Here is a 23,491-nt window from a genome sequence, read left to right on the forward strand (position 1 = left end):
CATCTGTCGACGCATCGAGCAATCTGAAGAATAGAAGGCTGGAGAGGCCCGTCAATACCTCTCGCATGATTCGCTATTCACGTCGAAATGTTTCGCTCCGCCGGGGCGCTCCGAGTGGTCGGGCGCCGATCGCGTGTCAGGGATGTCAGGTGCTTGTTCCATACCTTCCGCGGTGATGGAGCACTGCGGTCCGGTCCTCGGTGACCCTCCCGAGGGTCGTGTCGATGCAGGGTGCGGCGCGTTTCCCGGATCGCGCCACCTCGTCCGCGGCTCAAATGTGGCAGGCGTGCACGGGATCCGTCGACAGGTCCGTGGCGCCGTCCTGTGGTGTCGTGGTCCCGCAGCCGAAGAGTCGAAAGATGCTGCCAGTTACCCTTTGCGTCGCGCTTTGGTCGCCCAACTTGATCGGTGGACTGAGTCGATGAACTCGGGTTCATGGCTCACGTTTCCGCGGCTGAGCGCCGCCCCCAGCTCATCAAAGCGGCCATCGACCTCATGGCCCGGGAGGGTGTCGCGGCCGGAAGTACCCGGGCCATCGCGGCCGAGCTCGGCGTGGCACAGGCCACCGTTCACTACACCTTCGGCACGAAGGAGGGGCTGTACCGCGCCGTCATGGAAAGGCTCACCGCAGACCTGATCTACCAAGCTGGCGGCGAGGATCGTGGCCGAGGCGGCCGAGCGAACGGGACAGGCGCTCGCCCAGCCCGCGGAGACCATCGCTCGCTACTTCCTCGCCGGATTCGACGGCCTCGTGATGCAGCACCTGTCCCTGCCCGACGAAGAGGCCGAGCAGATCTGCCTGGGAGCCCTCGTCTCCGCGGTGCTGGCGCTCGCCGACGGCCGGCTGAAGCCCACCACGGTTCCCGCCGTGGCGAGCTGACCGCGAGACGGCCCCCGCACAACGCAGGCCCGCCCGGCACCCAGGTGGCGGCCGGGCGGCTCCACCGCAACTGCGATCTGGCCATCCGACTATCATCGACATCACCCCTGGGTAGGCGGTATCCCGAGCAGGTGACAAGGAACGTAGAACTCCATCGCGGCACGTCCCCGAAGGTCTCTGGGATGATCTTCGCACCCAGGACCCGGTCAGGTCGGACGTGCCCGCGAGAACGGTCACGGAAGGGAGTTCGCGTTGTCTCTGACGGACAAGGCCATCGAGCAGATCCGTGAGCTGATCCGCACCGGCGCCCTTCCTCCCGGCTCGAAGCTCCCTCCGGAGGCGGACCTGGCCGCACAACTGGGCCTCTCCCGGAACCTGGCCCGTGAAGCGGTCAAGGCACTGGCCGTGGCGCGAGTCCTGGAGGTCCGGCGGGGCGACGGCACCTATGTGACCAGCCTGCAGCCGGGCCTTCTGCTGGAGGGGCTCGGCGGGGCGGTGGAGCTGATGCAGGGCGACTCGGCCGCCCTGCTGGACCTCATGGAGACCCGGCGGCTCCTCGAACCGGTCGCGACGGCCCTTGCCGCCACTCGGATCTCCGACGCTCAACTCGCCGAAGTGAAGCGGCACTTGGATGCCATGCGCGAAGCTCGTGACGACGTCGAACGGCTCAACGCTCATGACGCCGCCTTCCACCGGGCCGTCATCTCGGCCACGGGCAACGAAACGCTCCTCACCCTCCTGGAAGGGATCTCCGGCCGCACCCTGCGCGCCCGCATCTGGCGCGGCCTGGTCGACGACAAGGCCGCGGGCCGCACGCTCGCCGAGCACGAGGCGATCTTCAACGCGCTGTCCACCCGTGACTCCGCCCTCAGCCAGGCCGCAGCCCTGCTTCACGTGAGCAACACCGAGCACTGGCTGAGGGAGTACCTGGGCTCGGGCGAGGCCCCGCTCTTCGGGGCGATCGCGCGCACGTGAAGGGGCGGGTGCCGCCCTACTCACGCCTCAGCCCCGATGGCGCGAACCTGCGTTCCCGGTCGCGCGGACGGAGGCCGCCGTCGCGCGGCCGCTGATGTCCGGTCCGTGGCCGCGCGGGTCAGTTCTCGCCGGACGGCGGGTGAATACGTTTCCTCCGAGCCCGTGAAGCGGGATGAACGAGGAGGCAGGCCGTGCAGGAAAGCCAGTTTGATACGTGCGTGATCGGGGCGGGACCCGCCGGGCCGGCGGTCGCCAGGGCCCTCGCGGAGCGGAATCTGCCGTACACCCACCTGGAGCGCCACACCGGGGCCGTCCGATGTACGAGTCGGCCCACTTCATTTCCAGCAGGACGCTCTCGGGGTTCGGGGGTTTCCCGATGCCCGACCACTTCGCGGATTACCCGCCGCACCGGCAGATCCTGTCGTATCTCACGTCCTTCGCCGACACCTACGGGCTCACCGACCGCATCGAGTTCGGCGTCGAGGTCGACAGCGTCGAGAAGAACGCCAACGGCACCTGGACGGTCACCCGGGCCGACGGGCGGGAGAGCGTGCACGGGCAGGTCGTCGTGTGTACGGGCTCGCAGTGGCATCCCAACATCCCCCAACTGCCGGGGCAGTTCCTGAGCCAGTCCTCGGCGCATGGCTACGGGTTCAGTGCGTTCACGCCCTTCCGGCGGATCGACCCGTTCATAGATCCGATGTGTAGGGCAACCTCGTCGGCGCAGTCGCCCCTCAGGCTCTCGTCATCTTCGAGAATTATCCAAAGAATCGCCTCTGTTGGGGATTTCCATCCCACCCCTAGACGTGACCGCCACCTCGCCCATATACATACATCCGATGTCTCTTTCGCTCGTAACTCCCTGACCTCCCCCCCTCCTTGCCACATGGAGCCGCACCCATGCCCTCAGCTCCCCTCAGCAGACGCTCTCTGATGAAGGCCGCCGCCCTTGCCGGAGGAGTGGCGGCCTTCGGGCTGCCGCAGGCCTTGTGGCCCTCCACCGCCGAGGCGTACACCGTCCCCTCGAAGCTGGACTGGTGGTACCAGGCCCGGTTCGGGATGTTCATCCACTACGGGTCGTACTCCCAGCTCGGCCAGGGCGAGTGGGCGTTCACCACTCAGCAGTGGAGCAAGGCGAACTACCAGACCCAGGTCACCCAGAACTTCAACCCGAGCCAGTTCAACGCCGCCCAGATCGCCGAGTTGGCCAAGAATGCCGGCATGAAGTACCTCGTGATCACCGCCAAGCACCACGAGGGCTACGCGATGTGGGACTCCGACGTCGCGGGCTTCACCGACACCACCGGCACCAAGCTGTACAACCTGCGCGACTTCAACGGCATCCAGAGCGACCCGCTGATGAGCCTCAAGACCGCGTGCGAGAGCCGCGGGATCAAGTTCGGCCTGTACTACTCGATCCTCGACTGGAGCCACCCTTCCCAGACCGATCGCCACGACAACGGCCTCACGACGATGTCGTCGCAGGCCGCCCGCACGGGCTACATCGCCGACATGAAGGCGCAGCTTCAGGAACTGCTGGACCGCTACGACCCGGCGGTGCTGTGGTTCGACGGCGACTGGTTCGGCGAGCCCTCCAGCCCCACCCTCGAGAACTGGTGGCTGAAATCGGACGGCGTCGACCTCTACAACTGGCTGATCGCCCGCAAGCCCGGCCTCATCGTCAACGAGCGGGTCAAGCGGGGTCACCGTCTCGGTGACTACACGGTCGCGGAGTTCGGGATACCCGACGAGCCGCTGGGCCGGCCGTGGGAGCGGTGCGTCACCATGAACGACGCCTGGGGTTACAACGCGTCGAAGGAGAACTCCTACCGATCCGTCAAGGACATCGTCCAGGAGCTCGTCACGGTCGTCTCCCGGGACGGCAACCTCCTGTTGAACATCGGCCCCAAGGGCGATGGCTCGGTCACAGCGGGATCCCAGACCGTCCTGAACGGCCTGGCCTCATGGATGTCGACGCACAGCGACAGCATTCACGGCACCAGCGGCAGCCCGTTCGCCGGCGAACCCGCATGGGGGAAGGTCACCAAGAAGAGCGGCAAGCTCTTCGCCCATGTCTTCACCTGGCCCCCGAACGGCCAGCTGCGGATCCCGAGGGTCGACAACACGATCAGCCGTGTCTATCTGCTGAACAACCCCTCGGTCTCGCTCTCGTACACCGTCACCGACCAGATCAATGTCTCCGTGCCCGCCACCGCGCCGAACGTCACCCTCCCCGTGGTGTGCGTCGAGGTCCAGGGCATGCCCACGAGGGTCTCACCGTCGGTGTTCCAGAACGTCGACTACCAAGGCACCCGCGGCGTTCTGCGGCTGGGCAGCTACACCTCCTCCCAGCTGTCCGCCGCCGGTCTGGGTCCCGCGATGGCCTCCTCCATCCTGGTGCCCGACGGCTACCGGGTGACGGGCTACTCCGGCGACAACTTCACCGGCACCGCCTGGACGTTCACCTCGAACGCCGCCGACCTTCGGGTGACCGGCAACAATGACGCCATCGCCTCGCTGAGGGTGACGTTCAACCCGGCCACGTACTTCCGCCTGGGCAACGTCACCAGCGGCCTGGTGCTGGACAGCGGCGGCAGTTCCTCCAGCGGCTCGAACCTGAAGCAGTGGGAGCCGATAGACCACCCCAATGTCCAGTGGCAGGCGATCGACCTCGGAAACGGCTACTACCGGATCGTCAACCGTGGCAACGGCATGGCCGCCGACGGCTGGGGCGCCACCGACAACGGCGACCCGGTCCGGCAGGCCCCCTGGAACGGCGGCACCAACCAGCAGTGGCAGATCACCGACCGCGGTCAGGGCCGGTACTCGATCCGCAACCGCAGCACGGGGCTGGCCCTCGACGGCGGCGGCATGGTCTCCGAAGGGGCCGTGGCCAAGCAGTGGACGTGGCAGGACAGCACCAACCTGCTGTGGACGTTCGGGGCTTGACCAGAGGTCTGTGCCCGACGTCGAGGACGCGGACGGACGGCGGGACCGCCTGTCGACCGTGGCGGCCCGCACCTGCCGACGGCGAGCGCGGCCCTCTCGGTCGCGCTCGTCCGCCCCGACGGCATCGTCGCCCGGGCCGCCGCCCGGGCGACGGTCGGTTCCGCACACCGGCAGGGCACGCCGGTCCGTGATCGACGCCTTCGCCGTCCGCCTGACCCTCGTACCGGCAGTCCTCGCCCTCGCCGGACGACACGCCTGGTGGCTGCCCGCCTGGCTGGGCCGTGTCCTGCCCGACCTCGACGTCGAGGGCACGTCTCTCCAGAAGGCCCCCGCGGTGCAGCCCAAGGAGCCTGAGCGAGTCTCCTGACCGGATGGCCCGTGACCGAAACGGCCCGCCGCCACCCGGTCGGGGCATGGGAGGGGGAGACCGGATGGCGGCGGGGGCGGAGGGGAGCGCGAGGTCAGTCGTCGATCGCTCGCAGCGGGTCATCGCTCAGACTCGTGGCCAGCCACTGCTCCACGGCCGTGATGTGGACGGTCGCCGCAGCGGCGGCCAGCAGGGCGTCGCGGGACTGAAGCGCGCTGAGGATCTGCTCGTGGTCCTCGTGGGCGCTGTTCAGGGAGTCCCTGGTCTGGCTGCCGCGGACGATGCGGACACGCTGGGTGCGGGTGGAGAGCACTTGCAGCAGCATCGACAGCACGGGGTTGCCGACCGCTTCGACGATCCTGAGGTGGAAGGCGATGTCGTGGGCGACGAACTCCTCCACGGTGGCGACGGTCCGGGACCGCTTGAGGATGTTGCGCAGTTCCCGGAGGTCCTCCGGTTTGAGCAGCGCGGCCGCCAGCCCCGTCGCCTGCGGTTCGAGCAGGCGTCGCACCTGGAGCAACTGCAGAGCCGTGTGGCCCTGGGAGACGTCGGCGGCGAAGGAGAGGCTCTCCAGCAGGAGATGGGGCTCCAGGCTGGAGACGTACGTGCCGTCGCCCTGACGGGTGATCAGGATGCGCATGGCGGTCAGCGCCCGGACGGCCTCGCGCAGGGAATTCCGGGACAGGCCGAGCTGTCCGGCGAGGATCTCCTCCTTGGGCAGCCGGGAGCCGGGCTCGAGTTCGCCGGCGACGATCATCGCCTTGATCTTGTCGATCGCCTCGTCCGTCAGTGCCACGAGGGTGCCTCTCTGAGTGGGGGACGCGCCGGCCGGCGACTCCGCCCGGCCCTGCGCGGGCCGGCGGAGCCGCTTGCGGCACGGGGCTATTCCTGCTTCTCGCCGGAGGCGAACCGGGAGATGATCAAAGCGACGATGATGATGGCCCCGTTGAGGAACTGGTTCCACAGCGCGGGCACTCCCGCCAGGGTCATGACGTTCACGACCAGTTGCAGGGTGAGGACGCCGGTGAGGGCGCCGAACACCGAGCCCTTGCCGCCGTTGAGGCTGACCCCGCCGATGACGGTCGCGGCGAAGACCTGGAAGATCCAGCCGCTGCCCTGGGTGGCGGAGATGGAGCCGTAGTGGCCGCTGTAGAGAATGCCGGCGAACGCGGCGAGGACGCTGCCGATGATGAGGACGATCCACACGATGCGGTCGACGCGGATGCCCGCGGTACGGGCCGCCTCCGCGTTGCCGCCGATCGCGTACAGCGCCCGGCCGTGACGGAGCCAGGCCAGTGCACTGCCGCCGAGGGCGAAGAGCACGGCGCACACCCAGATGGCGGCGGGTACGCCCAGCCAGGAGGCCTTGCCCAAGTAGGTGAAGGAGGAGGGCAGCTCGACGATCGACTGGCCCTCGGAGAGGGCGATCTGGAGGCCTCGGAGCATGGTCAGGGCGCCGAGGGTGACGATGAAGCCGTTGAGGCGCAGCTTGAGGATGAGGAAGCCGTTGACGGCACCGATCACCACGCCGACCAGCAGGCAGAGGGGTATGGCCGTCCACTCGGGAAAGAGACCGAGCCCGTTGAACCGGCCGCCGCTGCTCGGCAGGACGAGCCACACGGCGATGACGGGAGCCACACCGATGGTGGACTCGAGCGACAGGTCCATCCGTCCGGCGACCAGGATGAAGGTCGTGGCGAGCACCAACAGGCTCAGCTCGGTGGACTGCTGGGCCACACCGATCAGGTTGTCGGCGGTCAGGAAGGCCGGCGAGACGATGAACCCGATCAGGCCGAGGAAGAGGATCGCCGGGACCAGGGACAGTTCACGGAAGCGCCCGAAGTCGACCCGGCGGCGCGTGGCGTCCGCGGCGGCCGGCTCAGCCTTGCTCACTGCGGGGTCGGTGAGATCTGTGGTGGCGGACATGACTACCTTCCGTGCTCGTCTGCGCCGTTTGCGGCGGGTACGGCGGATGCGGCGGACGCGGTGGCGGGGGCCGTGTCGCCACCGACGCCCTCGATGGCGGCGACGAGGACCTCGTCCTTCCAGCCGCGTTCGAACTCGGCGACCAGGCGCCCGTGGAACATGACGACGACCCGGTCACAGACCTTCAGGTCGTCCAGTTCGTCGGAGACGATCAGCGCGGCCTTGCCGCCGTCCGCGACCTGCCGGATGCGTCCGAGGAGGAACTCCTTGGACTTGACGTCCACCCCGTTGGTGGGGCGGATGGCCACCAGGACGTGTGGATCGGTGGCCAGGGCGCGGGCGACGACGACCTTCTGCTGGTTGCCGCCCGAGAGGGCGGAGACCGGTGTTGCGGCGCCCGGGGTCTTGATGTCGAGGTCCCGGATCATGCGCCCGGCGAACGCCTTGGTGCGGGCCGGCAGTACCGTGCCGAACGGACCGAGCTGATTGGTGACGGTGAGCGTCGCGTTCTCCGCCACGCTGCGGTTGTTCACCAGCCCCTGGAGGTGGCGGTCCTCGGGGACCAGACCGACGCCGACGGTGAGCGCGGACGGCACACTGCCGGTGCGCACCCTCCTGCCACCGACCGTGATCCTGCCGTCCTTGGCACGGTGCAGACCGGCGATCGCCTCACCCACCTGGACATTGCCGCTCGCGGTGGCGCCGGCGAGCCCGACGACCTCGCCGGAACGGACCGACAGGGAGATGTCCTCGCAGACGCCGGGCAGCGTCAGGCCGTCGACCGTCAGCAGTTCCGGGGCATCGGCTCGTGCGAGCGGAGACCGGCCGGCGGTGGCGGCGACCGTGGAGGCCGACTCGCCCGTCATGGCCTCCACCAGTGCCTGGTGGCCGAGTTCGGCGACGGGCGCGGTCAGGATGTGGGCCGCGTCGCGGTAGACCGTGACCGTGGTGCAAAGGTCGTACACCTCTTGCAGGTGGTGCGAGATGAAGAGGAAGGCGACGCCCTGACGCTGGAGGTCGCGGAGCTTGTCGAACAGCCGGTCGATGCCGCGGGCGTCGAGTTTGGCGGTCGGCTCGTCGAGGATGATGAAGCGCGCGCCGAACGACAGGGCCCGTGCGATCTCGACGAACTGCCGCTGCTCGACGGTGAGGTCCTTGGCCCGCGCGGTCGCGTCGACGGCCACGCCGTACTCACCGAGCAACTCCTCGGCACGCCGGCGCAGTTGCTTCCAGCGGATGGGCTGCACCGCGCCGGCGCTCTGCCGGTTCAGGAAGAGGTTCTCGGCGACGGTCAGGTCACCGATGGTGGTGGAGTGCTGATAGACGCAGGCCACGCGTGAGCGCCAGGCGTCGATGTCGCCGAGGGCGGGCGCCGGTTCGCCGGAGAAGCGCAGGGTGCCGGTGTCGGGTGGCAGGAGGCCGGTGAGGATGGACACGAGCGTCGACTTGCCGGCGCCGTTGCGGCCGACCAGGGCGTGCGCCTCGCCGGGGGCGACGGTGATGCGGGCGTCGCGCAGCGCGACGGTCGCGCCGAATCGTTTGCTGATGCCGGTCGCCTCGGCCACGGGGGCCGGGGTGCCGGGGCCGGTCGCCGGGGCGGTCGCGGTGTCCGCCATGGTGGATACCGTCCTTCGTGTACGGAGGCTGGAGCCGAGGGGCGGGGGCTACCCGCGTCGGCGGGGGCGTCAGGGGGGCGCCCCAGACGCGGCGGGCGGGAGGTGCGGGTCGTCAGCCGACGTTGTTGCCCCACAGGGTCTCGTCGTCCACGTTCTCCTTGGTCACCAGCGGCGCCGAAAGCTGGTCCTCGAGGCCGTTGGGCAGCTTGATGATGGTGGAGTCGTGGTCGGTCTTGCCCGGCTTGAAGGTCTTGCCCTCGGCCGCGGCCTTGGCGTAGTACAACGCGTACTTGGCGTACAGGTCCGCGGGCTGGGAGACGGTGGCGTCGATCTGACCCTTGCGGATGGCCTCGAACTCCTGGGGGATGCCGTCGTTGGAGACGATCGAGATGTGCCCCTTCTGGCCGGCGGGCTTCAGCAGGCCCTTCTGCTCGAGGAGGGCCAGGGTCGGCTGGAGGAAGACACCGCCGGCCTGCATGTAGATGCCGTTCAGGTCGGGGTGCTGGGCCAGCAGGCTCTGCAGCTTGGCGGAGGCCACGTCGCCCTTCCACTCGGTGGGCAGCTCGAAGACCTTGATCTTCGGGAACTTCTCCTTCATGCAGGCGGCGAACGCCTCGGAGCGGTCCCGGCCGTTGATGGAGTCCAGGGAGCCCTGGAACTCGGCGACCTTGCCCTTGCCGCCCAGCTGCTTCCCGAGGAACTCGCAGGCCTTGGTGCCGTACGCCCGGTTGTCGGCGCGCACGACCATGTAGACGTCGCCCTTGTCCGGCCGGGTGTCGACGCTGACCACGGGGATCTTCTTCGACGCGAGGGCGTCGAGGGTGGAGGCGATCGCCCCGGTGTCCTGGGGAGCCATGACCACGGCCTTGGCCCCGGTGTTCTGGAACACCTGCACGTTGGCGACCAGCTTGGTGACGTCGTTCTGCGAGTTGCTGATCGGCAGCGCCTTGATGCCTTCGGACTTGACGTCCTTCTTCAGGTACTCGGCGTAGGAGTTCCAGAAGTCGGAGTCGGAGCGCGGCAGGTCGATGCCGATGGCGGGCTTGCCGCCGCCCGAGGCGGCCGAGTCCGTGCCTTCGCGGTTGCACGCGGTGGCGAGGGCCAGTACCGCGAGGACGGCGGTGGTTGCTGCTGCGGTGGAGCGGGTGCGAGCGAGGTTCATGGCCGTGTTCTCTCCTTAGCCAGGGGCACTGGGCCGCAGGGCAACGGTGGGGAGGGCGTACCTGCCTGCGGGGGAGGGGCGAGGTCGCCGGACGGGCAGTTGCCGATCCGGCGCCAAAACGCGCGGATCATGCCCTGAGGGGTGGGTGTGAGGGTGAGCCGGGGACCGAGCATGCGGAGGTGGGGCAACCGCAGGGTGGTGAGCCGAAGGGGCGCACTGGATGGTGCAAACCATTCCTCCGATGTATCTCGGACGTCGAGGACGTTACGACGGCGTTGCCGACGTTGACAAGGGTTCGCCGCCAGAGATTTGCAGGACATCAGGCCGTGGGACGCCCAGGCGCCGCCCCGACCTCACGATTCCGCGCCGGCGCCCTCTGTGACCTGCAAAGTTCCAGTCCTCGTGCGTGACGGGCGACGTGCTGCGCCTGCTCACGATTCGACAACGGAGCCGCCTGGGCCGACTGAGGGAGGGGCGGAAGGGGCGGGAGGGGCGCCCGGCGGAGCCGCGCCTCCCTCGGGCAGCCGGCGGAACGCCTGTCGGCATCGCTCTCACCAGTGGAGGAGGCGTCTGCGGATCCCATCGGATTCATCGGAGGGCGGCTCGCGTGTCGGTCCCGCTCCCTTACGCGGCCATGGTCAACCTGGCTGTGTGAGTCCTTGAGCGGCAACGCCGAAACAAATACATCCGAGGAATCCATTGTCAGGTGCGGCCTCCCCATTTAAGGTCACTGTGCCGCCATACATCCGATGACTACAGATGTGGGTGAGTGAAGCCCGCCGGCAGGCCCGGCCCGGCGCACTGCAGGCGGCTCAGCCCTACGGCCGCCCATGGCCCACATGAACACCCGCATGACGAGGGAGCCCCCAGTGAAACTGCTACGAGTCGGCGCCCCCGGTGAGGAGCGACCCGCAGTCCGCACCGACGACGGCCGGTTGCTGGACCTGTCCTCCGTGACCCGGGACATCGACGGCGACTTCCTCGCCTCCGGGGGAGTGGACCGGGCCCGCGCGGCCGTCGTGGCGGGCGGGCTGCCCGAGCTCGACACCGAGGGCCTGCGGACCGGCGCCCCTCTCGCCCGGCCCGGCAAAATCATCTGCGTCGGGCTGAACTACCGCGACCACGCCGCCGAGACCGGCGCCGCGATCCCGCCACGCCCGGTGGTCTTCATGAAGGACCCGGGCACGGTCGTCGGCCCCTACGACGAGGTGCTGATCCCCCGGAACTCGGTCAAGACCGACTGGGAGGTCGAGCTGGCCGTCGTCATCGGACGGCGGGCCCGCTACCTCGACGGCCCCGATGCGGCGCGGGCCGTGATCGCGGGCTATGCGATCAGCCATGACGTCTCGGAGCGCGAGTTCCAGCTGGAGTACTCGTCGCAGTGGGACCTGGGCAAGTCCTGCGAGACCTTCAACCCGCTCGGCCCCTGGCTCGTCACCGCCGACGAGGTCGCCGACCCGCAGGACCTCGGCCTGCACCTGAGCGTCAACGGAGTGAAGCGGCAGGACGGCCACACCGGCGACATGATCTTCTCGGTCGACCACATCGTGTCGTACCTGAGCCAGTACATGGTCCTGGAGCCGGGTGACGTGATCAACACCGGTACGCCCGCGGGCGTGGCTCTCGGTCTTCCCGGCAAGCCCTTCCTGCGCCCCGGCGACACCGTCGAGCTCTCTGTCGACGGCCTCGGCAGCCAGCGCCAGACCTTCGCCCAAGCGTGAAAGGCAGGACCACCTTGACTACCACCGCCGCGCGGATCACCGCCGTCGACACCTACGACGTCCGCTTCCCCACCTCGCGGGAACTGGACGGCTCCGACGCGATGAACCCGGACCCCGACTACTCCGCCGCCTATGTCGTGCTGCGCACGGACGCCGCCGACGGGCACGAGGGCCACGGCTTCACCTTCACCATCGGACGCGGCAACGATGTCCAGGTCGCCGCGATCGGCGCCCTGCGGCCCCACCTCGTGGGCCGCTCCGTGGAGGAGCTGTGCGCCGACCCGGGCTCCGTCAGCCGCGACCTGATCGGGGACAGCCAACTGCGCTGGCTGGGGCCCGAGAAGGGCGTGATGCACATGGCCATCGGCGCGGTCGTCAACGCCGTGTGGGACCTGGCCGCCAAACGCGCCGGGGAGCCGCTGTGGAGACTGCTCTCCCACGCCGACCCCGAGTGGCTGGTCTCCCAGGTCGACTTCCGTTACATCGCCGACGTCCTCACCCCCGAGGACGCCCTCCGACTGCTGCGCGAGGGCCGCACCGGGCTCGCGGAGCGCGAGGCCGACCTGCTGGAACGCGGCTACCCCGGCTACACCACCTCTCCGGGCTGGCTCGGTTACTCCGACGAGAAGCTCACCCGGCTGGCCAAGCAGGCCGTCGCCGACGGCTTCACCCAGATCAAGCTCAAGGTCGGCGCCGACCTCGCCGACGACGTCCGTCGCATGCGCACCGCCCGCGCCGCCGTCGGCGAGGGGATCCGCATCGCCATCGACGCCAACCAGCGCTGGAACGTCGGTGAGGCGATCGAGTGGACCAATGCGCTCGCCGAGTTCGACCCGTACTGGATCGAGGAGCCCACCAGCCCCGACGACGTCCTCGGCCACGCCGCCGTCCGCCGGGGCGTCGCGCCCGTGAAGGTCGCCACCGGCGAACACGTGCAGAACCGCGTCGTCTTCAAGCAGCTCCTCCAGGCCGACGCCATCGACGTGCTCCAGATCGACGCGGCCCGGGTCGGAGGGGTCAACGAGAACCTCGCGATCCTGCTGCTCGCCGCGAAGTTCGGGGTGCCGGTGTGCCCGCACGCCGGCGGAGTGGGCCTGTGCGAGCTGGTGCAGCACCTGTCGATGTTCGACTACCTCGCGCTGTCCGGCACGACCGAGAATCGCGTCATCGAGTTCGTCGACCACCTCCACGAACACTTCGCCGCACCCGTGGTGATGCGCGACGGCCACTACACCGCGCCGCTGACCCCCGGCTTCTCCGCCACCATGCACCCCGAGTCCCTCACTGAATACCGTTACCCGGACGGCACCTTCTGGGCCGCCGACCTCTCCGGACGGGAGGAGGAGGCATGACCGGTCTGTCAGGCCTCAGGGCCATCGTCACCGGGGGCGCGTCCGGCATCGGGCTGGCCACCGCCCGCGCACTGGCGGCGCAGGGCGCGGCGGTCGCCGTGCTCGACCTCGATCCGGACGGCGTCGGCGAACCGCTGCTCGGTCTCCGGGCCGACGTCAGCGACGACGTCTCCGTACGCGCCGCCGTGGAGCAGGCCGCCGAGCGTCTCGGCGGCCTGGACATCGTCGTGAACAACGCCGGCATCGGCGCGGTGGGCACCGTCGAGGACAACCCGGACGAGCAGTGGCACCGGGTGCTGGACGTCAATGTCCTCGGCATGGTGCGCACCACGCGCGCCGCCCTGCCCCACCTGCGCCGCTCCGCGCACGCGGCCGTGGTCAACACCTGCTCGATAGCCGCCACCGCGGGACTTCCGCAGCGCGCCCTCTACTGCGCCAGCAAGGGTGCGGTCCTGTCGCTGACTCTCGCCATGGCCGCCGACCACGTCCGCGAGGGCATCCGCGTCAACTGCGTCAACCCCGGCACCGCCGACACTCCTTGGGTCTCCCGGCTGCTGGACGCGGCCGACGACCCCGAGGCGGAACGCGCGGCCCTCAACGCCCGCCAGCCCCTGGGGCGCTTGATCACCGCCGACGAGGTGGCGGCGGCCATCGTCTACCTCGCCAGTCCGGCCGCGGCGTCCGTCACCGGCACCGCGCTCGCGGTGGACGGCGGCATGCAGGGACTGCGGCTGCGCCCGGTGGAGCGGTCGTGAGGACCATCCCGCTGGGCGGCAGCACGGTACGGGTCTCGGAACTGGCACTGGGCTGCGCCGCCCTCGGCAACCTCCTGCACCCGGTCACCGACGAGGACGCCAACGCCACGGTGGAGGCGGCCTGGGACGCCGGTGTCCGCACCTTCGACACCGCGCCCCACTACGGTCTCGGCCTGTCGGAACGGCGGCTCGGCGCCGCGCTGCGCGACCGCCCCCGCGACACCTACACCCTCTCCACCAAGGTGGGCCGGCTTCTCGTGCCCCACCCGGAGGGCGGCGCCGAAGACGACCTGGCCCACGGCTTCGCCGTCCCGGCCGCCCATCGCAGGGTCTGGGACTTCAGCGCCGACGGCGTCCTGCGCTCGCTGGAGGCGAGTCTGGAACGCCTCGGCCTCGACCGCGTCGACGTGGCCCTGCTGCACGACCCCGACGACCACGCCGAGCAGGCGTTGCGTGAGGCGTACCCGGCGCTGGAGCGGCTGCGCGCCGAAGGCGTGATCGGAGCGATCGGCGTCGGGATGAACCAGTCCGCCCTGCCCGCCCGCTTCCTGCGCGAGACCGACATCGACGTGGTTCTGCTGGCCGGTCGCTACACGCTCCTGGAACAGGACTCGCTCACCGAACTGCTCCCGGAGGCGACCGCCCGCGGCCGGAGCGTGGTCATCGGCGGAGTGTTCAACTCCGGGCTGCTGACGGCCCCCCGGCCCGGCGCCACCTACGACTACGCACCCGCGCCGCAGCCGGTCCTCGACCGGGCGCTGCGGCTCCTGGAGGTCTGCGAACGCCACGGCGTGCCGCTGCGGGCCGCCGCGCTGCGCTTCCCGTTCGGCCATCCCGCGGTCACGAGCGTCCTGACGGGCGCGCGCTCCCCCCAGGAGGTGCGCGACACGGTGGAGCAGCTGCGGCGCCCGATTCCGGACGCCCTGTGGGAGGAGCTGCGCACCGAAGGACTGCTGGACCCGGACACCCCCGTCCCCGCAGCCACGCCGATCGGGCAAGCCATGCCGTCGAAGGAGTCGTCATGAGGGTCGCCCTGCACACCAAGGTCCGCGCCGACCGCATCGAGGAGTACGAGGCCGCGCACCGGGAGGTGCCCGAGGAACTCACCGCCGCGATCCGCGCCGCGGGGGTGAGCGAATGGACGATCTGGCGCAGCGGCACGGACCTGTTCCATGTGCTGGAGGTCGAGGACTACCAGGCGATGATCGCCGAACTCGACAAGCTGCCCGTCAACATCGCCTGGCAGGCCCGGATGGCCGACCTGCTCGACGTGGTCCACGACTACTCCGCGCAGGGCGCGGACGCCTCACTGCCAGTGGTGTGGCAACTGTGACCGGACCGGAGACCGTGCCCGGCATCGTGGACGCCCACCACCATGTGTGGGACCTGTCCGTCCGCGACCAGGACTGGATCAGCGGAGCCGAACTCGCCCCGCTGCGACGCGACTTCACCCTCGCCGACCTGGCACCTCAGGCCCGCGCGGCCGGGGTCACCGCCACCGTGCTGGTGCAGACGGTCACCGTGCCGGAGGAGACGCCGGAGTTCCTGGCCCTGGCCGCCGACAGCGACCTGGTCGCCGGAGTCGTCGGCTGGACCGACCTGACCACCCCCGACGTCGCCGAGACCCTCGCAGGGCTGCGCGCGGGCCCCGGAGGGGAGTACCTGGTGGGCATCCGCCACCAGGTGCAGAGCGAGCCCGACCCGCGCTGGCTCGAACGCCCCGACGTCCTGCAGGGCCTCTCCGCGGTCGCCGAGGCGGGACTCGTCTACGACCTGGTGGTGAAGCCTCACCAACTCGCGGCGGCCGTCGCGGCCGCGGAGCGCCTGCCGGGCCTCACCTTCGTCCTCGACCACATCGGCAAGCCGCCCATCGCGTCCGGCGAACTCGACCCCTGGGCACAGCAGATCAGGCGCCTCGCCGCCCTTCCCAACACCGTCTGCAAACTCTCCGGCATGGTCACCGAAGCCGACTGGGGCTCCTGGAGCGTCGCGGCCCTCACGCCGTACGCCGACACCGTGCTCGACGCCTTCGGACCCGCGCGGCTGATGTTCGGCTCCGACTGGCCGGTCTGCCGGCTCGCCGCCACGTACGCCGAGGTGCTCGCCGCCGCACGCGAGCTGACGGCCGGGCTCGGGCCGGCCGAGCGCCACGACGTCTTCACCGGCACGGCCGCACGGACCTACGACCTGTCCGTCAGACGGCCGGCCCCGCCCAGATTCCCGCGGTGTACAACACGATCAACCGCGTGTACCTGATGAACAACCCCGGCACCAACCTCAACTACAGGGTCAGCGGCGCCCAGATCAACGTCAGCGTGCCGAGCACAGCGCCCAACGCGAACGACTCCGTGGTCTGCGTGGAGGTCACCGGTATGCCGGCCGTCCTGGCGGGCGGTGTCTACCGGCTGGTCTGCGCCGAGAGCGGCAAGGCCCTCGACAACGGCAACACCGGCGACGAGGGCGGCCAGATCATCCAGTGGACCCCCAACGGCGGTCCCCAGCAGCAGTGGAACATGACCAAGGTCGGCTGATCCCCCCGAAGAGTGACCTGCGCACTTGTGCCTGCGGCCGCGCCCGGGCGTCGGGGCCGGGGCACAGGGACCGCGCCCGGTATTTCGTCCGGCTGCTCATGCCAGGCACCCGAACCGACCGAAAGTCGGCGGCAACCTTTTCGCCCCCCGCGGCCACTGAGGAGTGCAACACCGACACGCTCTTCCGAACGGATGAACATGCAAGAGACACGCCAGGCCGCGCGGCAGCGCAGGCAGAGACGTCGGCTGATGGTGGGCTCCGCTGCGGGGCTGGTCGTCACAGGTCTTATCGTCTGCCTGGTCATGACGATGCAACCTGACCGCAAGGAGGATGCCGGGCCGGCCCCGGCCACGGCCGTCGCCAACTCCCAGGGGGCTCTCCCGTCGGCGTCGCCGGAGCAGAAGTCGTCGACACCCTCCCCGTCCGCCACCTCCGCGACGCCGTCGGCCGGCGCCGGCAAGACCCCGAAGGCTTCCGCGGGCAAGTCGACTCCGCGCCCGTCGGCCTCCACGCGAGAGGCTCAGGCTCCGGCCACGTCATTCCTGACCGGACGCATCCGCCCCAAGAGCACGTACCAGGGGGTCGCCACCGTGTACAAGGCCGGCGTCGGGGACGGCGCCTGCTCCTACGGACCGAGCGGCGACATGATGATCGCGGCGATGAACACCACCGACTACGAGACCTCCAAGGCCTGCGGGGCGTACGTACTCGTCCGCGCGGCGAACGGCGCCTCCGTCACGGTCCGGATCACCAACGAATGTCCGCTGCCCTGCGCGCCGGGCCAACTCGACCTCAGCGAACAGGCCTTCGCCAAACTGGCTCCCGTCTCGACCGGCCGGATCTCGATCAGCTGGAGCCTGTTGAGCCCCGACACGGCGGGCACGATCTCGATCCGTTACAAGGACGGGTCCAGCCCCTACTGGTGCGGCATCCAGGCCATCGGCCACCGCAACCCGCTCGCTCGGCTGGAAGTCCGCGCCGGCGGCGGCTGGCGCCCGCTGACCCGCACCGACTACAACTACTTCCTCTCTCCCGACGGCAGCGGGTGCGGCGGTGCGATCAGGATCACCGACATCTACGGCGAACGACTGACCATCAACGGGATCGCCCTGCGGCCGGACGCCGTGCAGCCGGCGGGGGTCCAGTTCGCCCGGCACTGACCTGGCTGCCGGGCGGCTGTGCGGCCTCCGGGGACCCGCCTGTCGGCGTGGAGGGGCCAGGAGGGTCCCCGGAGGACGAACGTGGGTCACGCGATGCTGCAGGCGGTGCCGTTCAGGCTGAAGCCGGAGGGCTTGGCGAAGGCGCCGCTCGATGTGCCCTGGAACCCGAAGGTCGCCTGGCCACCGGCCGCCAACTCACCGTTGTGGGCCACGTTGCTCGCGGTGACAGCTCCCGACGAGCCGGACAGGTTCGCGTTCCAGGCACTGGTGATCTGCTGCCCGGACGGGAGGGTGAACGCGAGCTTCCAGCCGCTGACGCGAGAGGAGCCGGTGTTGGTGATGGTGACGTCGGCGGTGAAGCCGCCCTGCCAGGCGTTCGCCCCGTACGACACCTTGCAGGCAGTGGAACCTCCGGGGTTTCCCGGGCCGCCCGGGTCACCGGAAGAGCCCGTGTTGACCGTGGAGGAGAACGAGTTCACGCCGAGGCCCGTACCGTTCTGCCAGGGTTCGAACCCCGCCTGAACGCTCGTCATGTACCAGTTGTTCTGCGCGAGTCCCCGGGACACGGTCTGCCGGACGAAGTCCATGACGTCGAAGGACCAACTGGTGATCGCCGACGGTGCGACGAACGACAGCACGTCGTTCGAGCCGTTGCTGCCGGACCACAGCTGCCACTCGCGCCCGGCCACGGTGACGGTGCCTACCGGGGAGCCGATGGGCTGGATGGATCCGACCTTGTTGAACCAGATCATGATCTCGGTCCGGTTCACGCCGTCGGTGCGGGGCGTGGGGTCGAGCCAGATGTCGTACGAGGCGTTGTACGCCGCGCCGTTCACGTAGGTGTAGGAGATGCTCGAGGGGGCGGAGGAGATGGTGCTGAGCTGAGCGGGAAGCTTGGTGCCGGGCGAGCAGTTGGTGTAGTGGCACCCGTTGTAGACGGACGGGTAGGACTTCGGAGCGCCGTTCGTGGGGACGGAGCCGTCGGCCTGGGTGATCCTGAACCCCGAGTCGCTGACGGCGATGCACTGGGTCGCGCTGGTGCCCCAGCGGTTGTTCTGCACCACGTAGCGGCCCTGGATGGTCGTGGAACCGAAGGGTTGGCAGATCGTGGTGTCGGCCTGCGCCACCGAGGACGCGGTCAGCAGCGCGGCGAGTGAGACGAGCGAGGTGAGCAGCGCGCCGAGCAGGCCACGCGCGCTGTGGGCATGGTGCGGTGAAGGACGCATGCGGATCCTCTTCGGGGAGGGGTGGGGGTAACGGAAGTGCTCCCGGGAGCTTGTGAATGGGAGCGCTCCCAACTCTGGGGATCGGCACGGACTGTAGGGATGCTTCAGGTCCCTGACAAGACTGCTGGCATGAACCTGTCGAAACTGATTCCGGAGACGCAGGTCAGGCGAGGGCGTCGACACACGTCGCGCCCCGACTCCGGGGCGGTCCGGGGGAGTTGGCCGGCGAACGTCAGGTCGAGTCGCGGACCACCAGCTCGGTACGGAGGATGACGTGACGCCAGGCCACGGCACCCTCCTCCATCTCCTCCAGGAGGAGCCGGACCATGGCACGCCCGATCTCCTCGATCGGCTGACGAACCGTGGTCAGCCGCGGCTCGGTCCGCTGAGCCAGCGGAAAATCGTCGAAGCCGATCACGGCGACATCCTCCGGCACCCGGCGCCCGGCCGCGCGCAGCGCCTCCAACGCCCCTGCGGCAGTGGTGTCCGACGCGGCGACCACGCCGTCGATGTCCGGATGGCGTTCGATGAGCTCGGCCATGGCGCGGCGTCCGCTCTCCGCCGTGAAGTCGCTCTCGGCGACACGGGTCTGCTCGCCTTCCAGGCCCGCCGACGCCAGAGCCTCATGGTAGCCGCGCAGTCGGCACTGGGCGGCGTACAGGTCGAGCGGCCCGGTGATGGTGGCGATGACTCTGCGGCCCCGTTGCAGAAGATGGGAGACGGCGCTGCGGGCTCCGCCGATGTTGTCCGCGTCGACGTAGCTGACGTACTCGTCGCCCGAGCGGCGCCCCAGCAGCACGGTCGGCATCCGGGCCTCGGCGAGCATGTCCGGCAGCGGATCACCGGCGTGCACGGACATCAGCAGGACACCGTCGACCCGGCCGCCGCGGGCGTACTCGAGGAAGCGCCGGCGCTCGGCGTCGGAGCGGACCAGGGTCAGCAGCAGCTGTATTCCGGTGTCCGTCAGCGCGTCGCCGAGCGAGCTGACGATCTCGGAGAAGAAGGGCTCCGCGAACTGCCGCCAGTCCGGCTCCGTCATGACCAGGGCCACGGCGTCGGCCCGCCGCCCGGCCAGCGAACGGGCCGCGAGGTTGGGCACGTAGCCCAGTTCATCGATGGCTCGTTGCACGGCTCGACGCGTCGACTCCTTCACGCCCGCCGCGTTGTTGATGACGCGGGAGACCGTGCCTCGACCCACCTGTGCGTGGGCGGCCACCTCCTCCAGCGTCGGTGTCCCCGGGCGTCGCCTGCCCATGACCACCTCCCCCACGAGATCACCGATCTTACCGGCCGGAGGCAATCGAGCACATGACTTCGGCAACGGCACCGGGGCAGGCGGTCACCCCGCATCGCAGGGTTGGGAGCGCTCCCGGCCCTGGTGGGGAGGTATGGAGGTGCATCGCCGGCGGTCGAGGGTGGAACTCGCTGTTCAGGTCTCAGGTGATCGCGTTTGCGTGAGGAAACACCGTGCCCCTCATCGGGTGGCGGGGGAGCGTCGAAAGAGGGCCCGGAGGCCTGCGTCGGGGACCGCACGCCGCGGCGATCCGTGCTCGTGCGTGACGTGGGTCCTGCCGGAGTCACGTGCGGGGACCGGGCGGCCCCTGTGCGGGTGGGGCCGCCCGGCCGGGTGACCCCGTCGCCTGGTGACGGGGTCGCGTACGCGGATCGCCGGCGGGGGCTACTCGAGGAGTTCCGCGTACGAGCCCATGGCCAGGGCGATGTCCGCCTGGGCCCAGAAACCGGTGGTAGGTGAAGACGGGCGCGGCGCCGCCCTTGAGGTAGGCCTCGATCTTGGACCAGGCCGGGTTCCTCCTTGCGTCATGCGATTCGCGGAGAGGTACTCAAGCCTGAATCCAGTGGGAGCGCTCCCATCGTGGGGATGAAGACGGGTGCGGTCAAGATGTTGCGGCGTTCAAAGTTCGAACTGGGCTGGTGGGACCGAAAGTTCCGCAAGGGCCCTATGAAACCTCGTCGGTTGGCGCCAACTTCCTCTCCACCAGTGGGAGCGGTTCCATCACTCGACGCGTCCGTAGCGGCGCGCCAAGCTGTAAGGACTCGCTCATGCGACACCCCCCCGCATTCAGTACTTTTAGTCAGCCACGGTCCGGTCGCGCTCGTCCCGGGCGCGGTCCTGCCGGTGTTCTCGGCCCGGGGAGCCACGGCCGCCGGCACGGTGGGACACACCCGACCGGGCGTCGCCGCCGACGCCTCACGACGGAGGCCTTTGAAGTGCCGGCCTGACGGCGGCGCCTCCCGCACGACCTCGTCCAAAGGCGCCGGCACGCGGGATCGCGGCGACGCCGCGACGAAGGGGGCGCCTCCCTTCGTCGGCCGGTGCGTGAAGCGGTTCGACGACCGAAAGCCGCCCTGTCCGTGCCGGACCGCTCCTGCGGCCCGTCCCTGAACTCGGCCTGCGACGGCACAGCCGCCGCGTAGAGAGCCGGGCAGCGCGAGCATGCGCGCGCCCGCCATCCGCAAGGCCCCCCACGAGAGAAGGAAACCCGCACTCGCGAGTCACACCAGGACATCGCTGCTCGCCGCCATGGCGCTGGTCGCCGGGACGACGGGTACGGCGTTCCTCGTCGGCCAGGCCGGCGCAGCCACTTCGGCCGTGCCCGGCACCGTGGACTACAAGGTGCAGAGCCAGTGGGACACCGGCTTCACCGCCGCCGTGACCATTCCCCGCGCCCACAGGGACCGTCACCGCCGCCTCCTCACCACGGGCCGAAGAGGCGGCGGAGGGCAGGAACAGGATCAGACGGGGACGATCTGCCACTGCTGCTCGGCTCGGCCCGCGTAAGGCTGCTGCTCGACGGCGGCTGCGTTGGCGGTGCTGGCCTCGTCGACGGCGAGGGCGAGCCCGCTGTAGCGGTTGATGAGGAGGTAGTGCCCGTCACCGGTGGGGGTGATGGCCCAGTGCTGCTGGGGGGCGCCGGCGTCCCCCCAGATGCCGGCGGTGCCGCCGTCCGCGCGGGACAGGCCCTGGATCTCCAGGAGCTTGCCGCTGCCCACTCCCTTGATCTTGTAGTAGCCGTCGCCGGTCTTGACGAGGGTCCACTTCTGGTTGGTCTGGTTGAGCCAGGGCCACTGCTGGACCGGGGTGTTGTCGGTGGTGCGCCTGCCCACCACGTCGGCGACCTGGCCGCTGTTCCGGTTGACCAGGCGGTAGACGGTGCCGTCACCGGGCAGTGTGGTGGACACCAGAGCCGGCTTGAGTGACCGGCCGCCGATCCTGAGGCCGCTGATGTTGGCGTAGTCGCCAGTGGCCGCGTCGACCTGGATCCGTACGAAGCCCACGTTCCGGTTGGGCCACTCGACCAGCTTCATCTTCTTGTTGCCGGCCCAGGTGCCGGTGGCGACCTGGGTGAAGCTGACCCCGTCGGTGCTGGTCAGGATGGTGCAGGAGGTGATGTCGCCGTCGGTGGAGTTGTTGCGGTTCCACTGCTTGGGCAGGTACTCCAGGGTGGAGACGTTGCTCCACACGCCGCCCAGGTCGATGGTGATGGACTGCGGCAGCGGCGCCGGCAGCCCCCAGGTCGACCAGCAGGTCTCGTAGCGGACGTCGCTGAGTCCGTCGATGGCGTGGAGGGGGCCCTCGCCGGTGTGGAAGCCGGTGGCGTACGCGTTGACCGGTGTGACGGGGTACTCGGCGCGCAGCGGCTGGGTGGGCAGCGGCGACCGGGAGGTGTCGGGGCTCCACGCCGCGCCGACCTCGGCCAGCCGGTTGACGACGTTGGTGTCCAGCAGGCCGTTGCGGTTGGGCGGGCAGTTGAGGATGAACGAGGTGTACTTCGGCTCCAGGTCGGCCAGGTGCGAGAGGATCGCCGCCTTGCTCATGAGGCCCTCGGTCGGGGTGGAGGGGTGCCAGAACCAGCCGTTGCTGATGGTCTGCCCCTGCATACCGGCGTAGGTGTTACCTGCGGGCGCCGTGACGCCCAGCGGTTCCTCGAAGAAGATCGCGTCGCTGAGGAAGGGCTCTGACAGTCCGCCGATGTCGAGCATGACACAGTCCGGCTGCAGCTCCTTCACCAGCGAACGGATCGCCTGGTAGGAGACGGCCTGCTGTCCCATCTGCCATGCGTAACCGTCGGTCATGAACATGTCGATGGTGCCGTAGCTGGTGAGCAGCTCGCGGATCTGACCGAGTATGAAGGTCATGTGCTTCGGCTGGATGGCGTCGGTGATCTGGAGCCCGGACACCTTGTGCCGGCTCTCCCACGCCTCCACGCCGAAGGTGCGGTCCCAGATCGAGTAGTAGAACCCGACCTTCAGCCCTTTCGCGCGGAAGGCGTCGCAGTACGCCTGGACGACGTCGTGCTTGTAGGAGCTGTTCGCGACGTTCTGGGTGCCGTAGGCGCTGGGCCACAGGGCGAAGCCGTCGTGGTGCTTGGTGGTCAGGATGCCGTAGCTCATCTTCGCGGCGGCCGCCGCGTCGGCCCACTGCGCGCAGTTGACACTCGGCGGGGCGAAGAGGGTGGGGCTCTGGTTGGGTTCGGCCCACTCCTGATTGGTGAAGGTGCCCAGGCTGAAGTGGTTGAACATGCCGAACCGCATGTCGACCATCTTGCTCAGGTTGGTCTGTGCGTCCGCGGCCGACGCCTGTGGCAGAAGGCCGGAGAAACCGGGGACGAGCGGCAACGCGGTCGCGGCGGTCGCCGCCCCCGCAGCGCCCAGAAACGTACGGCGAGACATTCCTGATGAAGACATGCTCCACTCCTTTGTGGATCGATGACATCGGTCGCGGCGACGACGTCCTGGGGCAGTCGACGCCCACCTGATCGTCGGTGCGTGCGCCATGGGAGAGACGACCGTCCGGGCGTCCGAGGGCAGTAACATCGGATGTATTAAGGGGCATCAGTCAATGGTCTGT

At 69.5% G+C, this 23,491-nt stretch carries 17 protein-coding genes and 4 pseudogenes; 14 read left to right on the forward strand and 7 right to left on the reverse strand.

The features are described 5' to 3' along the window. Positions 1-435: 435 nt before the first annotated feature. From AB0G20_RS20665 to AB0G20_RS20685, 5 genes and pseudogenes are all read left to right on the forward strand, one after another. Positions 436-880 (forward strand): annotated as a pseudogene (locus tag AB0G20_RS20665) (TetR family transcriptional regulator). A gap of 252 nt (positions 881-1,132) precedes the next feature. Further along, on the forward strand, positions 1,133-1,855 hold the full coding sequence (locus tag AB0G20_RS20670; protein WP_361304442.1) for a FadR/GntR family transcriptional regulator: 723 nt from the start codon (positions 1,133-1,135) through the stop codon (positions 1,853-1,855). Between the two features lie 191 nt (positions 1,856-2,046). Next, positions 2,047-2,477, forward strand: a pseudogene (locus AB0G20_RS20675) (NAD(P)-binding domain-containing protein); the annotation flags it as partial. A 278-nt stretch (positions 2,478-2,755) separates the two neighbouring features. Next, positions 2,756-4,804, forward strand: coding sequence for an alpha-L-fucosidase (locus AB0G20_RS20680; protein ID WP_361304445.1), 2,049 nt, complete (start codon positions 2,756-2,758; stop codon positions 4,802-4,804). 190 nt (positions 4,805-4,994) lie between these two features. Then, a pseudogene (locus tag AB0G20_RS20685) lies at positions 4,995-5,171 on the forward strand (membrane transporter); the annotation flags it as partial. Positions 5,172-5,265: 94 nt separating this feature from the next. On the opposite strand, the gene AB0G20_RS20690 reads toward AB0G20_RS20685, so the two are convergent. The 4 genes from AB0G20_RS20690 to AB0G20_RS20705 all read right to left on the reverse strand — a co-directional run bounded on the left by AB0G20_RS20690 (position 5,266) and on the right by AB0G20_RS20705 (position 9,875). Further along, positions 5,266-5,967: an FCD domain-containing protein gene (locus AB0G20_RS20690; protein WP_361304448.1), complete on the reverse strand. Its 702-nt coding sequence runs from the start codon at positions 5,965-5,967 to the stop codon at positions 5,266-5,268. Between the two features lie 86 nt (positions 5,968-6,053). Beyond that, positions 6,054-7,097: an ABC transporter permease gene (locus AB0G20_RS20695; protein WP_361304451.1), complete on the reverse strand. Its 1,044-nt coding sequence runs from the start codon at positions 7,095-7,097 to the stop codon at positions 6,054-6,056. Positions 7,098-7,099: 2 nt separating this feature from the next. Then, complete coding sequence (locus tag AB0G20_RS20700) at positions 7,100-8,713, reverse strand: sugar ABC transporter ATP-binding protein (RefSeq protein WP_361304454.1); 1,614 nt, start codon at positions 8,711-8,713, stop codon at positions 7,100-7,102. A gap of 112 nt (positions 8,714-8,825) precedes the next feature. After that, the gene (locus tag AB0G20_RS20705; protein ID WP_361304457.1) at positions 8,826-9,875 is read right to left on the reverse strand and encodes a sugar ABC transporter substrate-binding protein; all 1,050 of its coding nucleotides are present in this window, start codon (positions 9,873-9,875) and stop codon (positions 8,826-8,828) included. Between the two features lie 869 nt (positions 9,876-10,744). Here AB0G20_RS20705 and AB0G20_RS20710 point away from each other — a divergent pair. From AB0G20_RS20710 to AB0G20_RS20745, 8 genes are all read left to right on the forward strand, one after another. After that, the gene (locus AB0G20_RS20710; RefSeq protein WP_361304460.1) at positions 10,745-11,596 is read left to right on the forward strand and encodes a fumarylacetoacetate hydrolase family protein; all 852 of its coding nucleotides are present in this window, start codon (positions 10,745-10,747) and stop codon (positions 11,594-11,596) included. A gap of 14 nt (positions 11,597-11,610) precedes the next feature. Beyond that, positions 11,611-12,948: an L-fuconate dehydratase gene (locus AB0G20_RS20715; protein WP_361304463.1), complete on the forward strand. Its 1,338-nt coding sequence runs from the start codon at positions 11,611-11,613 to the stop codon at positions 12,946-12,948. After that, entirely contained in the window at positions 12,945-13,703 is a 759-nt protein-coding gene (locus AB0G20_RS20720; RefSeq protein ID WP_361304466.1) for an SDR family oxidoreductase, read from the forward strand. Before AB0G20_RS20715 ends, AB0G20_RS20720 begins: the two co-directional genes overlap by 4 nt. After that, positions 13,700-14,728, forward strand: a complete 1,029-nt coding sequence (locus AB0G20_RS20725; RefSeq protein WP_361304469.1) for an aldo/keto reductase — start codon at positions 13,700-13,702, stop codon at positions 14,726-14,728. Before AB0G20_RS20720 ends, AB0G20_RS20725 begins: the two co-directional genes overlap by 4 nt. Then, positions 14,725-15,036, forward strand: a complete 312-nt coding sequence (locus AB0G20_RS20730; RefSeq protein WP_361304472.1) for an L-rhamnose mutarotase — start codon at positions 14,725-14,727, stop codon at positions 15,034-15,036. The genes AB0G20_RS20725 and AB0G20_RS20730 overlap by 4 nt, the downstream gene beginning before the upstream one ends. After that, a complete protein-coding gene (locus AB0G20_RS20735) occupies positions 15,033-15,959 on the forward strand; it encodes an amidohydrolase family protein (protein WP_361304475.1) in 927 nt (308 codons plus the stop codon). The genes AB0G20_RS20730 and AB0G20_RS20735 overlap by 4 nt, the downstream gene beginning before the upstream one ends. Then, positions 15,929-16,234 (forward strand): RICIN domain-containing protein, encoded by a 306-nt coding sequence (locus AB0G20_RS20740; RefSeq protein WP_361304478.1) that lies wholly within the window; start codon positions 15,929-15,931, stop codon positions 16,232-16,234. Before AB0G20_RS20735 ends, AB0G20_RS20740 begins: the two co-directional genes overlap by 31 nt. A gap of 198 nt (positions 16,235-16,432) precedes the next feature. Beyond that, complete coding sequence (locus AB0G20_RS20745) at positions 16,433-17,395, forward strand: expansin EXLX1 family cellulose-binding protein (RefSeq protein WP_361304481.1); 963 nt, start codon at positions 16,433-16,435, stop codon at positions 17,393-17,395. A gap of 86 nt (positions 17,396-17,481) precedes the next feature. On the opposite strand, the gene AB0G20_RS20750 is transcribed toward AB0G20_RS20745, so the two are convergent. Beyond that, positions 17,482-18,621, reverse strand: a complete 1,140-nt coding sequence (locus AB0G20_RS20750; protein WP_361304484.1) for a cellulose binding domain-containing protein — start codon at positions 18,619-18,621, stop codon at positions 17,482-17,484. Positions 18,622-18,853: 232 nt separating this feature from the next. Continuing rightward, positions 18,854-19,876, reverse strand: coding sequence for a LacI family DNA-binding transcriptional regulator (locus AB0G20_RS20755; protein ID WP_361304487.1), 1,023 nt, complete (start codon positions 19,874-19,876; stop codon positions 18,854-18,856). A gap of 1,200 nt (positions 19,877-21,076) precedes the next feature. Here AB0G20_RS20755 and AB0G20_RS20760 point away from each other — a divergent pair. Then, positions 21,077-21,301: pseudogene (locus AB0G20_RS20760) on the forward strand (hypothetical protein); the annotation flags it as partial. Positions 21,302-21,375: 74 nt separating this feature from the next. Here AB0G20_RS20760 and AB0G20_RS20765 read toward each other — a convergent pair. Beyond that, the gene (locus AB0G20_RS20765; protein WP_361304490.1) at positions 21,376-23,328 is read right to left on the reverse strand and encodes an RICIN domain-containing protein; all 1,953 of its coding nucleotides are present in this window, start codon (positions 23,326-23,328) and stop codon (positions 21,376-21,378) included. Positions 23,329-23,491 lie beyond the last annotated feature (163 nt).

Source organism: Streptomyces sp. NPDC024017 (assembly GCF_040638895.1).
Lineage (GTDB): Bacteria > Actinomycetota > Actinomycetes > Streptomycetales > Streptomycetaceae > Streptomyces.